At 64.2% G+C, this 13,936-nt stretch carries 11 protein-coding genes; 3 read left to right on the forward strand and 8 right to left on the reverse strand.

The genetic code is table 11. The features are described 5' to 3' along the window. Positions 1–71: 71 nt before the first annotated feature. Both FQP90_RS07745 and FQP90_RS07750 read left to right on the forward strand, forming a co-directional pair. A complete protein-coding gene (locus tag FQP90_RS07745) occupies positions 72–1,370 on the forward strand; it encodes an MFS transporter (protein WP_144649159.1) in 1,299 nt (432 codons plus the stop codon). 12 nt (positions 1,371–1,382) lie between these two features. Continuing rightward, complete coding sequence (locus tag FQP90_RS07750; protein WP_144649160.1) at positions 1,383–2,891, forward strand: carboxylesterase/lipase family protein; 1,509 nt, start codon at positions 1,383–1,385, stop codon at positions 2,889–2,891. Positions 2,892–2,910: 19 nt separating this feature from the next. Here the strand turns inward: FQP90_RS07750 and FQP90_RS07755 are convergent, their stop codons facing one another. The 7 genes from FQP90_RS07755 to xylA form a co-directional block, all read right to left on the reverse strand. Beyond that, complete coding sequence (locus FQP90_RS07755; protein ID WP_144649161.1) at positions 2,911–3,807, reverse strand: aldose 1-epimerase family protein; 897 nt, start codon at positions 3,805–3,807, stop codon at positions 2,911–2,913. Then, the gene (araA, locus tag FQP90_RS07760; protein WP_144649162.1) at positions 3,804–5,324 is read right to left on the reverse strand and encodes an L-arabinose isomerase; all 1,521 of its coding nucleotides are present in this window, start codon (positions 5,322–5,324) and stop codon (positions 3,804–3,806) included. Before araA ends, FQP90_RS07755 begins: the two co-directional genes overlap by 4 nt. Positions 5,325–5,373: 49 nt before the next feature. Then, positions 5,374–6,081 carry an L-ribulose-5-phosphate 4-epimerase gene (locus tag FQP90_RS07765; protein WP_144649163.1) on the reverse strand — a complete coding sequence of 236 codons (708 nt, stop codon included), beginning with the start codon at positions 6,079–6,081 and terminating at the stop codon, positions 5,374–5,376. Then, entirely contained in the window at positions 6,078–7,814 is a 1,737-nt protein-coding gene (gene araB, locus FQP90_RS07770) for a ribulokinase (RefSeq protein ID WP_144649164.1), read from the reverse strand. Before araB ends, FQP90_RS07765 begins: the two co-directional genes overlap by 4 nt. A 144-nt stretch (positions 7,815–7,958) precedes the next feature. After that, a complete protein-coding gene (locus FQP90_RS07775) occupies positions 7,959–8,942 on the reverse strand; it encodes a LacI family DNA-binding transcriptional regulator (protein WP_144649487.1) in 984 nt (327 codons plus the stop codon). A 69-nt stretch (positions 8,943–9,011) separates the two neighbouring features. After that, a complete protein-coding gene (gene xylB, locus FQP90_RS07780; protein WP_144649165.1) occupies positions 9,012–10,442 on the reverse strand; it encodes a xylulokinase in 1,431 nt (476 codons plus the stop codon). A gap of 88 nt (positions 10,443–10,530) precedes the next feature. Beyond that, positions 10,531–11,718 (reverse strand): xylose isomerase, encoded by a 1,188-nt coding sequence (gene xylA, locus FQP90_RS07785; RefSeq protein ID WP_144649166.1) that lies wholly within the window; start codon positions 11,716–11,718, stop codon positions 10,531–10,533. Between the two features lie 143 nt (positions 11,719–11,861). Between xylA and FQP90_RS07790 the strand changes: the two genes are divergently transcribed. Next, on the forward strand, positions 11,862–13,067 hold the full coding sequence (locus FQP90_RS07790; RefSeq protein WP_244296591.1) for an ROK family transcriptional regulator: 1,206 nt from the start codon (positions 11,862–11,864) through the stop codon (positions 13,065–13,067). Between the two features lie 12 nt (positions 13,068–13,079). Here the strand turns inward: FQP90_RS07790 and FQP90_RS07795 are convergent, their stop codons facing one another. After that, entirely contained in the window at positions 13,080–13,853 is a 774-nt protein-coding gene (locus FQP90_RS07795) for a TetR/AcrR family transcriptional regulator (protein ID WP_144649167.1), read from the reverse strand. Between the last annotated feature and the right edge of the window lie 83 nt (positions 13,854–13,936).

Genomic DNA, 13,936 nt, shown 5'->3' on the forward strand with positions numbered 1-13,936 from the left:
GGCGCATACTCAATCCCAAGTGATCGTCGAATTTCGATGATCCCGCCGTAACTTTCTCGATGAGGAGAGTCGTGTCCTTCCCCCTGCCTGAGATCAATTCCCCGCCCCCGTCCCCGCAGGTTGCCAACAAGTCTTCGCCCGCAACAGCAACGAGCCGCCCAGCCGGCAGGGGCCTGTTGCCGTCGCTGGCCGTCACCTCCATGGTCCTGTTCGCCACCTACTCCGGACTCATCGCAGTGCTTCTGCCAAACCAGGTGGCCGCCATCGACGAGGCCAACAAGGTAGCCAACTTCGCCACCATCTCCACGACCTCGTTCTTCTTCACGCTGTTCGCCCAACCCGTTGTGGGGGCGCTCAGTGACCGGACACGGAGCAGGCTCGGCAGGCGGGCGCCCTGGATGCTGATCGGAGCCGCGATCGGCGCGGTGTTCCTCATGGGACTCGGCGGCCTCGAATCGATCTTCTGGATAGTGTGCTTCTGGGTGATCATCCAGGTGTCGCTGAACGCCTTGCAGGGCCCGTTCTCCGCGATTGTCCCGGACAGGTTCCCCCGGGAACGCCGGGGGATCGCCTCGTCCATGGTCGGTGTGGGGACGATGGCCGGCTCCACTGCCGGGGTGATCCTGGCAGGCAACCTCGCCGGCAATGTCGGCCTGGGCTATACGGTGTTCGGCATTGCAGTCCTGGTGGCCGCGCTGCTGTTTGTCCTGCTGCACCGCGACTTCCCCAGCCGGAACGTGACGCATCCCCCGTTCCAGTGGAAGCAGTTCCTCGCCGGATTCGTCATCAGCCCGCGACGGCACCCGGACTTCGCGTGGGCCTTCGCGGCCCGCTTCCTCTTTACCCTTGGCTACTTCGTGGTCTTCACTTTCCAGCTGTACATCCTGACGGATTACGTCGGCCTGGCGCTCGCAGAAGCCAACGCCACCATAGGCCTGCTGAGCCTTGCCGGCCTCGGCAGCACCCTGATCTCCGTTTCGCTGGGTGGCTGGTGGAGTGACCGCATCGGCAAGCGCAAGGTGTTCGTCTACGTCGCGTCCGCATTGATGGTGCTGGGACTGCTGATGCCGGTGATCATGCCGAACATCACCGGCATGATCGCCATGGGCGTCGTCAACGGATTCGGCTTCGGACTCTACATGGCCTGCGACACGGCCCTGATGACCGAAGTCCTCCCAGGTGGCGGTACGGCCGCCGCAAAGGACCTCGGAATTCTCAACATCGCCACCAACATCCCGCAGGCAATGAGTCCGGTCGTTGCCAGTGTGCTGATCAGTTCTTTTGGCGGCTACCCCGCCCTCTTCATTTTCGGCATGGCAGCGGTGGCGATCGCCGCCGTCGTGCTTGTCCCCATCAAAAGCGTCCGATAGGAGCCCCACCGCATGACCCCGTCACTTACCCAGGAGTTCGCAGAAGTCACGACGACGGCAGGAGCCGTCCGTGGTCGCTGGCGGGAAGGCTCCGCAGCCTTCCTCGGGATACCGTACGCCGAACCACCCATCGGGGACCTCCGTTTCGCTGAGCCCGCGCCGCACCGGCCGTGGGAGGGCGTCAGGGATGCCCTCGACTATGGGGCCACTCCGCAGAGGAAGCTTCCGGACTCGGAGCTGATCATCACTCCCGAGCCCTCCATTCCCGGTGATTCCATCCTGAACCTCAACGTTTTCACCCCAAGCCCTTCCCGGAACCGGGACAAAGGCCTCCCCGTGCTGGTGTGGATCCATGGCGGCGGCTTCATTGCTGGTTCGCCGGCGAGCCCCTGGTATGACGGTGGTGCGTTCAACCGGGACGGTGTGGTGACCGTCAGCATCTCCTATCGCCTCGGGTTCGATGGATTTGGCTGGATTCCGGACGCACCCAACAACCGGGGCGTTCTGGACTGGATCCTCGCCCTTGAATGGGTCCGCGACAACATTGAAGCTTTCGGCGGGGACCCCTCCCGCGTGACGATTGCGGGTCAGTCCGCTGGAGGGGGAGCGGTGATGACCTTGCTCACGGTGTCTCGTGCCCGGGCACTGTTCGAGAGGGTCATTTCACTCTCCGGAGTCCCCACCGAGAGGACGCTGGGCCAGGCGGAGGCCGCTGGCCGCCGCCTGGCCCGGCTGGCGGGAGTCGAAGCGACGCGTGCCGGCTTGTCGGAACCTTCCGAAGAGCGCGTCCTTGAACTGCAGGCGGAGGTAGCGGGGATGGGTAGTTCGCCCGAACAAACAGACCCCATCAGGCCACTCGCTGACCTCGTGCGGGACGGACTGGTGTTTGGGCCCGTCGTGGACGGCGTTCTTATTCCTGGGCCAACGGTTGAGGCCATGCGCCTGGGGAATGGTTCGGACAAGGCTCTGTTGGTGGGCTGCACTGACCACGAGTTCAATATGTCGACGGCGGGCGCCGGCCCGTTGCTGCCCAAGGAGCCGGACGCGGCACTGCTGGAAAGGTTGGGTGCCTCGCCGGAGATAGCCGAGGCCTACTTGGCAAGCCACGGCGGGCTTCCGAGCGAGGTCCTGGTGGGCCAATACGTTTCCGACAGGATTTTCCGCACCCCCACCCTGAACGTTGCCGAGGCTCGTGCCGGATCGGCGGCACCCACGTGGGTTTACCGCTTTGCGTGGCGGTCACCGGTCACCGGGGATGCCGGCCACTGCTTCGATATCCCGTTCTTCTTTGATGTGACCACGGCCGAACGTGTGGCCGCGATAGCCGGCGAGGAGCCGCCCTCGGCTTTGGCTGCGGACGTACACGGAGCGGCAGTGGCCTTCATCCGGGACGGCCAACCGGGGTGGACGCCCTGGGACGCCGGTGACCATCAGGTGCGGGTCTTCGACGAGCCCAGCATCGACATCGAGGATGGTTACGCAGACGTCCGACTCCTGCAACACATCCCCTCAGCCCGGTAAATCCGCCTGACGGGGCCAGCTACAGCGCGTAGATGCTCCACGACGCCGTGTGCCTGGCTCCGGGCTCTAACCGGATCAGGTCCGTTCCGCTGTTGAAGGCGTCCGGAGGACAGGTCATGGGCTCCACAGCCAAGCCGATGCGGCTGGGGATCGGTGTCGGCTTATCCGCCGTGTGGATCTGCAGCCAAGGGCAGCTTTCGTCCCAGGAGATTCCGACGCCGGTGCCCGCGGGGTCCCGCAGCGAAAGGCGCGCCAGCCCGCCGTCGAACGCTATTGCGGTAAACGCATGATCGATTTCCGTGCTGCCGATGGCCTTGGCAGCACGGAAATCGAAGGCGTGGCCGTCCGTGGGCACAACGCCGACAGGCAAGAGCCTGTCCGGTGTCACCTCAAGGAACGAGTCGGCGGCGAACTCAAGGACCCATTGGTCCAGTGGCGAGGAACCCGCTACCAGGTACGGGTGCGGGCAGACGCCGTAGGGGGCATCGATGTCGGCTGCGTTCACCGCGGAAACGGACGTGTGCAACCCCGCCTCGTCCAGCACATACCGTGCCTCCAACTCCAGGACGAACGGGTAGCCCGCCGTGGGTCCCACCGCGCACGTCAAGGTGAGCGAACCGGCGTCGGACTCCTTCGGCGTCCAGTCGAGCGGAAAGGCGAGGCCATGCAGCGCGGTGTCCCGCTCAGGTTCGTTGATCGGCAACTGGTGATCAACGCCGTCGAAACTGTACTTGCCATCGGCGATCCGGTTGGGCCACGGCGCGGCGATGATGCCACGGTAGTCCGGGATCGGGCCGCCTTCCGGGAAGGGAACCACCAGGTCCCGGCCATCGAATGTCAGCCGACGAAGCGCAGCGGCGCGGGCGGTCACGACAGCGGTGTAACCGCCCGCGCTCAGCGTGAATTCGGCGCTCACAGGCCGCCGGCCAGCTTGTAGTACGCCGCGTTCCAGTTGAGTTCCTTCTTGAACTGTTTGATGGTGGTGTCCTCATCGATGGTGAGAAGTTCGGTCTTGGCGATTTCGGCGAAGTCCTCGAACACGTCCAGGCCCACCTGCGTGGACAATACCGTGTGGTGCGCGGCGCCGGCAGTCAGCCACGCAGCCGCCGAGGTAGCGAAGTTGGGCTTCGGCTCCCAGAGCGCGCGGGCCACCGGAAGGTTGGGGAGCGGTTGGTCAAGGTCGACGACATCCACCACGTTGGCAACCAGGCGGAACCGGTCGCGCATATCGGACAGCGCCACAACGACGCCTGGGCCAGCGTCCGTATCGAACACCATGCGGACGGGGTCTTCCTTGCCGCCGATGCCCAGCGGGTGGATCTCGACGCGCGGCTTCTTGGCGGTCAGCGAGGGGCAGACCTCCAGCATGTGCGCACCCAGGATCTTCTCGCTTCCCGGTTCCAGGTGGTACGTGTAGTCCTCCATGAGCGACGCGCCGCCGGGCAGGTCACCGCCCATGACTTTGGCAGCCCGCACCAGGATGGCGGTTTTCCAGTCGCCCTCCGCGCCGAAGCCGTAGCCGTCAGCCATGAGGCGCTGGACGGCCATGCCGGGGAGCTGGCGCAGCTCGCCGAGGTCCTCAAAGGAAGTGGTGAACGCTGCGGAACCGTTGGCTTCGAGGAAGCTGCGCAACCCCAGTTCGATGCGGGCGCTGTACCGCAGCGACTCGTGGCGGGCGCCGCCTGATTTCAGTTCGGCAACCACCTCGTAGAGGCGCTCATACTCTGCCACCAGGGCATCGACGTCGGACTCTGCTGTGCCGTGAACAGCCTCGGCGAGCTCGTTGACGGACCAGGTGTTCACTGAGACGCCGAAGCGCAGCTCGGCTTCAGTCTTGTCGCCTTCGGTGACGGCGACATTGCGCATGTTGTCGCCAAAACGGGTCAGCTTCAAGGTGCGGACGGCGGCCCAGCCCGCCGAGGCGCGCTGCCACGCGCCCACCTGGCGGGCGACCTCAGGATTGCTGACATGCCCGACGACGGTCTTCCGCGGCACGCCGAGGCGCGACTGGATGTACCCGAACTCGCGGTCACCGTGCGCAGCCTGGTTAAGGTTCATGAAGTCGAAATCGATGTCCGCCCACGGCAGGTCGCGGTTGGCCTGGGTGTGGAGGTGCAGGAGCGGTTTGCGGAGGGCGTCGAGGCCCTGGATCCACATCTTTGCGGGGCTGAACGTGTGCATCCAGGCGGTCACGCCGATCACGGCGTCGTCCGCGTTGGCCTCGAGTGCAGTGCGGCGGATGGCATCGGAATCAGTGAGGACCGGCTTCCACACGAGCTTGACGGGAATGTTGCTGTTGGCGTTGAGGACGTTGGCGATCTCCTGCGATTGCGCTGCGACCTGCTTCAGGACGTCCTCGCCATAAAGGTGCTGGCTGCCCGTGAGGAACCAGACTTCGTACTGTTCGAGGGAGGTGTTGTTGGCGTTGGGCATTCTCGGGGCTCCTGAAGTGTTGTGGTGGCGGGGCTAAAGCTGCGTCGCGTTAGCGGCCGTAGACGTTTTGGTAGCGGTCGTACAGGGATTCGATCTTGGCTTGATCAATGGGCAGGGGATCGCCGAGCTGGCGCGAAATGTGGACCGTCCTGGCCACTTCCTCGCACATGACCGCGGCTTTGACCGCCTCGCGGGCGGACTTGCCGATGGTGAAGGGCCCGTGGTTCTGCATGAGCACTGCGGGGGAGTGGGAGTTCTTGAGCGTCTCCACGATTCCCTGGCCGATCGAGTCATCGCCGATCAGGGCGAACGGTCCCACCGGTATGGGGCCACCAAATTCGTCGCCCATCATGGTGAGGACGCAGGGGATTTCTTCTCCACGGGCCGCCCACGCCGTGGCGTAGGTGGAGTGCGTGTGCACCACGCCGCCTACCTCGGGCATGTGCCGGTAGACGTAGGCGTGCGCAGCGGTGTCCGAGGACGGTGAGAGGTCCGGGTTGCCCCAGTCGACGGTGCCGCCACTGCCAGTGTTGATCCCGCGGACCGGTGTGCCGTAAAGGTCCGTGACCACCATGAGCTCCGGGGTGAGGTCGTCGTAGGAAACTCCGGAGGGCTTGATGACCATCAGGTCGTGGCCAGGGATGCGGCCCGACACATTGCCGGCGGTCCACACGACAAGTTCGTAGCGGGTCAGTTCGGCGTGGAGCTCGCAGACGTCCTTGCGGACCCGCGCGATGGTCTCCAAGAGGGCGCTCATGCGTTGGCCCCTTCCAGGGTGTTCGTCTGGTTCGCTGTATCCTGGGTTGCCGAGCCTTGGATGGCGGCACGCTGGATGGCTTTGAGGCGGTGCATGACGTTGTTGGCCCCGCGGCCGAAGTAGTCGTGGAGCTCTTTGTACTCTTGAAAAAGGACCTCGTACGCGGCGACATTTTCCGGGATGGGCGTGTAGACAGAGCCGGGGGCCGCAGCCATGGAAGCGGCGGCTTCGCGGATGTCCTTGTACTTCCCGCCAGCCACGGCCGCGTGGATGGCGGAGCCCAGAGCCGGGCCCTGTTCCGATCCGATCGTGGAGAGCTGCAGGCCGGTGATATCGGCGTAGACCTGCATCAGGAATTTGTTCTTCAAGAGTCCACCTGCCACGATGAACTCCTTGACCGGGACGCCGGAATCGCGGAAGGCATCCACGATGGTCCGCGTGCCGAACGCCGTGGCTTCCAGCAGCGCACGGTAGGTGTCCTCAGGCTTGGTGGCCAAGGTCTGGCCCACCACGACGCCGGAAAGTTCGTGGTCCACCAGCACTGAACGGTTGCCCGAGTGCCAGTCCAAGGCAATCAGGCCGTGCTCGCCGATGGCCTGCTTCTCTGCGAGTTCCGTGAGGTATCCGTGGATTCCCAGGCCCTTCTCTGCTGCGGCCTGGTGGTATTCGGGCGGTACGCCGTTCTTGGTGAACCAGCCGAAGATGTCGCCCACTCCGGACTGGCCGGCTTCGTAGCCCCACAAGCCGTCAACGATTCCGCCATCTACAACGCCGCACATGCCCGGGACTTCGCGCAGGACGTCGCCATTCATGACGTGGCAGGTGGAGGTTCCCATGATCGCGACGAGCTGGCCGGGTTCCACGGCGTTGGCAGCAGGTGCACTGACATGGGCGTCCACGTTGCCTACCGCCACAGCGATACCCGCCGGGAGCCCGGTCCATCCCGCGGCTTCTTCGGTGAGGAAGCCGGCGGCGTCGCCCAGGCGGCCAATCGTGTGCTCCAGCTTTGCGCTGACAAAGTCTTTGAAATCAGGGTTGAGTGCTTCCAGGAAGTCCTCGGACGGATACTGTCCGTCCTGGTAGATGCCCTTGTAGCCGGCAGTGCACGCGTTGCGGACGTAGCTGCCGCAGAGCTGCCAGACGATCCAGTCCGCCGCTTCAACCCAGTGCTCCATGGCAGCGTAGACTTCCGGGTCTTCCTCCAGGAGCTGCAGGCCCTTGGCAAATTCCCATTCAGAGGAGATCAGGCCACCGTAGCGGGGGAGCCAGGATTCGCCGCGATCTTCGGCGAGCTGGTTGATGCGGTCCGCCTGTGGCTGCGCGGCGTGGTGCCGCCACAGCTTCACAAAGGCGTGCGGCCGGTTCGCGAAGCGTTCCAGTTCGTTCAGTGGCGTGCCGTCCGCCGTCGTCGGAACCATGGTGCACGCCGTGAAGTCAGTGGCGATGCCCACCACATTGGCCGGGTTGATTCCAGCATTGGCGACGGCGGCCGGTACTGCGTTGCGAAGGACGTCGCGGTAGTCGTTGGGCACCTGAAGCGCCCAGTCAGCGGGCAATCGCTGGCTGCTGCCGGGCAGGCTTTCCGTCACGACGGCATGCGGATACTCGAACACGCCGTTTCCGAGCTCGGTGCCATCCGATACACGCACCACGACGGCGCGTCCGGACAAAGTGCCGTAATCCACACCGATGACAAACTGCTCGTCGAGCGGGAGGTTTTCAGAGGTATTCATGGGTCTCCATCCGGCTGGCCAGGGCCTCATTGCCGGGGGTCGGGGTGGAAAACTGAAGAAGGTCTGATGCAATTGTTAGCGCTCACAACTTTGATGTCAAGAGGCTCCCTGGCGCATGTCACTGTTCTCTCGCCCCCAGAGGGGTTAGTTGCTGAGCCGCGCTGTGGTCTCGCGGACGACCAAGCGGGGTGTCACCGTGATGGGGGTGCCCGGCGCGCCACTTTCCAGGCGATCCAGAAGCAGGCCGATGCAGCGCTGGCCGAGTTCCTCAAAGTCCTGGGCAACGGTAGTCAGCGGGGGAATGAAGTAAGCCGACTCCGGTTGGTCGTCGAAGCCCACAATGCTGATGTCCTTTGGCACGTGAACCCCTGCTTCATGGAACGCCCGGAGGACGCCAAGGGCCATCTGGTCGTTGGCGACGAACAGCGCACTCACGGAGCGGTCGGCAGCAATTTTCAGGCCTTCCCTGTAACCGCATTCGGCGCTCCAATCGCCCTCGATCAGGGTGGTTGGCTCAAGTCCTGCGTCGGTCAACGCGTCCCGCCAGCCGTCGATCCGGGCAGCGGCATCAATCCAATCAGTTGGCCCGGAGAGGTGTCCGATGCGCTGGTGTCCCAGATCCAGGAGGTGCCGGACGGCAAGCAGGGCGCCTTGCCGCTGGTCAACGGTGGCTCCGCTGAGGTGTTCATCCCCGATTGACCCCACGGCCACCAGCGGGACCTGGGACGTGATGTCCTTGAGGACGTCAAACGTACCCGGGTGGGGGACGGTCACCACAATGCCGTCGACGCCCTGGTCCATGAAGTGGGCTATGGCGTCCTTGATGGTCTCCGGCGTGACTTCCCGCAGGGCTGCCACGCTGACGAAATAGCCCGCGTCCCTCGCTGCCTGTTGGACTCCCAGCAGGGTGTGGGATGGCCCATACTGGGCCATTTCGCTGCCGAGCACTCCGATGGTTTGGGAGCGCCGGGTCACCAGGCTGCGGGCGGCCGTGTTGCGGCGGTAGCCAAGTTCCGTGATGGCTTGTTCCACGCGTTCGCGGGTCTTGGAACTTACGTTGGGGTGATTGTTCAGAACCCGCGAGACCGTCTGGTGGGAGACTCCCGCCACGCGGGCCACGTCCTCCATGACGGGAGGTCGGATCGGTGCAGATTGTTCAGAGCTCACCCTGTCACGATAGAGCACAAGCTGCGCTGATCAGCCCATGGCCACCCCGGCGGCGTAACGCCGATACCTCGTCAGGAAGGGCGCTGGCCCATCAGAGTTCAGGGGGCTCACCTCGACGCCTTCCAACGCCCAATCAGGCAGTTGCCCCGTGAGAACCCCGGCTGCTTGCCGGGCGGCGCCGTCGGCCACGTATTCTCCGGGATTCGGGACGAACACTGGCAGGCCGAACACTGAGGCAGCCACCTGCTGCACAGCTTCCGATTGGGCGCCGCCACCCACCAGGATGATGCGCTGCGCGGCGACCCCTTGTGCCTGCAACGCTGCCAAACCGTCGGCCAATGAGCAGAGGACACCCTCCACCGCAGCCCGGGCCAGGTTGGCTGGGGTGTAGTTGGAGAGAGTGAGGCCGTGGAGGGAACCCGAGGCATCGGGAAGGTTGGGCGTCCGTTCACCCTCGAAATACGGAACAAGTGTCAGGCCGTTGGCTCCCTCCGGGGCGGAAAGCGCGAGTTCTCCAAGTTCCGTGAGGTTTACGCCAAGCAGCGCAGCTGTCGCGTCGAAGATCCGGGTGGCATTAAGCGTGCAGGCAAGCGGAAGGAAGTTTCCGGTCGCGTCCGCGAAGCCAGCCACCAGACCGGAAGCGTCCCGGGCGGGGACGTCCGATACCGCGAACACGGTCCCCGATGTGCCGATCGAAATGACGACGTCCCCGACGGCGGCACTGACGCCCAGGCCCGCTGCGGCGTTGTCGCCCGCGCCCGGACCGATCAATGCGCCCGTGGGAGTCTTGCCCGTAGTTTCAAAAGGTCCGACGACGGTTGGCAGCACCGGGACATGGCCCAGGGTGCTCTTGAGGACATCGGGCAGGTAGTCCCCGGTGATGGCCGAAAAGTAGCCCGTGCCCGAGGCGTCGGAACGGTCGGTCCTGAGCAGCTCCAAGGACTGAGGTCCGGTCCCTGGACCGTGACCGGCCAAGCGCCAGGAGAGCCAATCGTGGGGAAGGCACACTGCGGCTGTGCGCTGAGCGTTGGCGGGCTCATTCCGGGCCAGCCAACGGAGCTTGGTGGCGGTCAAGGAAGCCACTGGGACGGTTCCGGTGCTGGATGCCAAGAATGAGGCCCCGGCAGCAGCATCGCCATCACCGGCTTCGATGATGAGTTGGTCAGCGTCTGGTGCCGAACGGGTGTCGTTCCAGAGCAGGGCCGGTCGAACCACATCGCCGGATTCGTCCAGGCACACCATGCCATGTTGCTGTCCGCCTATGGACACGGCCTCGACGTCGTCCAGGCCACCGGCCTGTGAGATCGCTTCCTGCAGGGCAGTCCACCAGTGTTCGGGGTGGACCTCCGTGCCGTCAGGATGGGAGGCCCGGCCCTGACGCACCAAGGCCCCCGTGGCTGTGTCCCTGATGACCACCTTGCAGGACTGGGTGGAGCTATCGATCCCGGCTACGAGAGGCATGCGTTTGTTCCTTTGGGGGGACCGGCGCCGGGCTTGCCAAAGAATAATCCTGGCAAGCCCGTCGACGGGGTTGAGGTGGATGGAGTGGTTAGCGGGAACCGAGCAGGTGCTCGATGGCCAGCTGGTTGAGACGGACGAAAGCGAACGAGCGCTCGGCGGCCTTGTCGGCGTCGAACGTTTCGAACGCGCTGGCGTCAGCCAGCAGGTCCGCGGTGGTCTCGCCGGCGTTCAAGGTGGTCTCGCCCAGCTCGAACACGCCCGAGGTGGCCAGCGCTTCCTGGACCTCGGGATCCGCACGGAAAGCAAGGGCGCGTTCCTTCAGCAGGAGGTACATGGACATGTTGGACTTGGCTGATTCCCACACACCGTCGTAGCCATCGGTGCGGGACGGCTTGTAGTCGAAGTGCCGGGGGCCGTCGTACTTCGGTCCGCCGTTGGGGAAGCCGTTCTCCAGCAGGTCCACGGTGAAGAAAGCGCTGGTGAGGTCGCCGTGTCCGAAGACGAGGTCTTGGTCGTACTTGATACCGCGCTGCCCGTTGAGGTCGATGTGGAAGAGCTTTCCGGCCCACAGGGCCTGTGCAATTCCGTGCGTGAAGTTCAGGCCGGCCATCTGCTCGTGGCCCGTCTCCGGGTTGAGGCCCACGATGTCGCCGTGTTCCAGCTGCGCAATGAACGCCAAGCCGTGGCCAACGGTGGGCAGGAAGATGTCGCCGCGGGGTTCGTTCGGCTTGGGCTCAAGGGCGATGCGCAGGCCGTAGCCCTTTTCCTTGATGTAGCCGGCCGCGGTGTCCACGCCTTCCTTCATGCGGTCCAGCGCTGCGGAGAGGTCCTTGGAACCGTCGTATTCACTGCCTTCGCGGCCTCCCCACATGACGAACGTCTCGGCGCCCAGTTCAGCGGCGAGGTCGATGTTACGAAGGATCTTGCTCAGCGCGAAGCGGCGAACGGCACGGTCGTTCGAAGTGAATCCGCCGTCCTTGAAGACCGGGTGGCTGAAGAGGTTGGTGGTCACCATCGGAGTCTTCAGGCCGGTCTCCGCCAATGCTGCCTTGAAGTTCTTCAAGATCAGGTCGCGCTCGGAGGCGGTGGCGTCGAAGGGGATCAAGTCATTGTCGTGGAAGGTGATGCCATACGCCCCGAGTTCACTGAGCTTGTGTACGGCTTCCACGGGATCCAATGCGGGGCGGGTAGCTACACCGAAGGGATCAGCGCCAGTCCAACCGACGGTCCAAAGGCCAAAGGTGAAGCGGTCCTGGGGGGTGGGCTGCGGGGTCATTTTTGCTCCTTTGCAAAGCACTGGGGAGGTGTGGAAGTTTTCCACTCCAATTAGTTTTCAATCTGAACTATATGGGGGATGATGGATCATGGTCAATGGAAGTCAGCAAAAAAACTTCGAATCCGCAGGGAGGTCCCACGCCCGTGAATGAGGCAACCGCGCCCGGACGCGTAGGCGACGTCCGCCGTCGAAATCTTTCGTTGGTACTGGACTCGATCGCTCGAACGGGGGATGCCAAGCCAAGCCGTGCGCAACTGGCCGCTGGAACGGGGCTGACCAAAGCTGCCGTGTCCAGCCTCGTTGCCGACCTCGTGGAGTCCGGGCTGGTGTCCGAAGTGGGCCTCTACCGCGATGGTGAGAGGGGAAGGCCCGGCCAGGGCTTGGAGCTCAGCTCGCATCGCGGCGTAATTGGCATGGAGATTAATGTGGACTACCTGGCCGTGGGGTTGGTGGACCTCGGCGGAAACCTGCGGTTCCACTCAGCTGTTGAATCGCGCAACAGGGGCTTGGCGCCTGCAAAGGTGATGGAACGCCTTGGGGGGCTTGCGGCTGAAGCGAAAGCTGCGGCTGCAGCCGAAAACATTGCCATCTTGGGTGGCGGATTGGCCGTTCCGGGTTTGGTGGACCAGCAGCGAAACGTGGTGCTTTCCGCTCCGAACCTTCATTGGGAAAACGAACAGCTGAATCCGCGGTCCCTGCTGGAAGGTGCTCCGCTGGGCGTCAGGCTCTCCAATGAGGCCAACAGTGCCGCCCTGGGAGAGCTTTGGTATGGCGGTGGCCAGGCGGACTTCCTGTATGTCTCCGGTGAAGTGGGCGTCGGCGGCGGCGTCATCATCGGCTCGGAACTCTATACAGGGCCGGGTGGATCTGCGGGCGAACTGGGCCACATTGTGGTGCACCCGGAAGGTCCCGCCTGTTCCTGCGGCGGGGCGGGGTGTTTGGAAACGTTCGCCGGCCAGGAAGCCATTTTTGAGGCCGCGGGCACACCCGACGGCACGTTGGGTGAACGTACGGAACTGCTCCTCACGGCCCTGCGGAGGAAGGATCCGCGGGCCACTCAGGCGGTTCACGACGCCGGGCGGTACTTGGGCGTCGCGCTCGCCTCCTCTGCACGGTTGATGGATATCGAAGCCGTAGTGCTGGGTGGCCATTTTGCCGTGTTGGGGGAGTGGCTCAGGCCGGCGCTGTTGGGCAGCCTGGAGCGTTACGCCCCAGGGCTGTTGGATCCTGCCAACCTCACGGTCTCCGGCTTGGAGCACTCCGGGACGCTCCTTGGTGCTGCCGGCCAAGTGATCCGGTCTGTCATTGAGTCCCCGTTTGAGTTCCTGCTGGCGGGCAAGCTGGCGTAGGGCTGCCGTTGGCTACCCGGGCTGGTCCGCGCCGGAGCCGCGGCGCGCCATCAGCGCTTCCATACCGTCCAGATAGCGCTCCAGCGCGAAGCTGAGTTCATCTCCGGCATCTTCCATCACGGCCAGCTCGGGGTCGCTGAACAGTCCCAGGACTTCACGGTGTTGTTCCGGGTCCAGGAGTTGGAAGAGCAAGCCCACGTACGCTTCAAAGGCGTCCGGGGTGTCGTTGTCCGCCACATCGAGTTCCATTCGGGTGCTGGACCTAACCAGGTTGGCCAGCATGAGGGCGGAGTTCAACTTCTCTGAGGCCGTCAAGGTGGTTGGTGCGAGAGCGCGCAGCAACTGTTCCAGCCAGAGGAGCTCGTTGGGTGAGGCGGGTGGCCCGGTGACGGGGTAGTCCAGAATCCAGGGATGCTCCCTGTATCGCTGCTCGATGGCTTTGGCCCATCTCCGGGTGGCGGTTCGCCAGTCGGGCTCCGCCCGGTCCCCGACCTCCGGCGCGGCGAGGTCCGGATCGCCAAACGCAGCGTCCACCATCAGGACCAGCAGCTCTTCCTTGGAGCGCAGGTGTCGGTACAAGGACATGGTGGTGAAGCCCAAATCCTTGGCAACCCGGGCCATGGAAACAGCTGCCAGGCCTTCCTTGTCGGCGAGTCGTATGGCCACCTCGATGATCCGTGCGGGGCTCAGCTCCGCTTTTGCCCCACGAGTAGACGGTCGGTCGAGCCCCCACGCAATGGCGACGCCCGGAGGCAGGTCCGTGAGGCTTGGGTCTTTCTGTGGCATGGCTTCCTTCCTTCACGGCCAGCCTAACTGTTTCGGGTATACACACATAAACTGTTTATGCTATAAACAGTTTATGCCGTAAA

Origin of the sequence: Paenarthrobacter nitroguajacolicus (genome assembly GCF_007786235.1) — a bacterium.
Lineage (GTDB): Bacteria > Actinomycetota > Actinomycetes > Actinomycetales > Micrococcaceae > Arthrobacter > Arthrobacter nitroguajacolicus_A.

Excerpts from the sequence above, each read along its gene's own strand:
- FQP90_RS07750 (WP_144649160.1), top strand. The coding sequence starts at position 1,383 with ATGACCCCGTCACTTACCCAGGAGTTCGCAGAAGTCACGACGACGGCA.
- araA (WP_144649162.1), bottom strand. The coding sequence starts at position 5,324 with ATGCCCAACGCCAACAACACCTCCCTCGAACAGTACGAAGTCTGGTTC.
- FQP90_RS07765 (WP_144649163.1), bottom strand. The coding sequence starts at position 6,081 with ATGAGCGCCCTCTTGGAGACCATCGCGCGGGTCCGCAAGGACGTCTGC.
- araB (WP_144649164.1), bottom strand. The coding sequence starts at position 7,814 with ATGAATACCTCTGAAAACCTCCCGCTCGACGAGCAGTTTGTCATCGGT.
- FQP90_RS07775 (WP_144649487.1), bottom strand. The coding sequence starts at position 8,942 with ATGGAGGACGTGGCCCGCGTGGCGGGAGTCTCCCACCAGACGGTCTCG.
- xylB (WP_144649165.1), bottom strand. The coding sequence starts at position 10,442 with ATGCCTCTCGTAGCCGGGATCGATAGCTCCACCCAGTCCTGCAAGGTG.
- xylA (WP_144649166.1), bottom strand. The coding sequence starts at position 11,718 with ATGACCCCGCAGCCCACCCCCCAGGACCGCTTCACCTTTGGCCTTTGG.
- FQP90_RS07795 (WP_144649167.1), bottom strand. The coding sequence starts at position 13,853 with ATGCCACAGAAAGACCCAAGCCTCACGGACCTGCCTCCGGGCGTCGCC.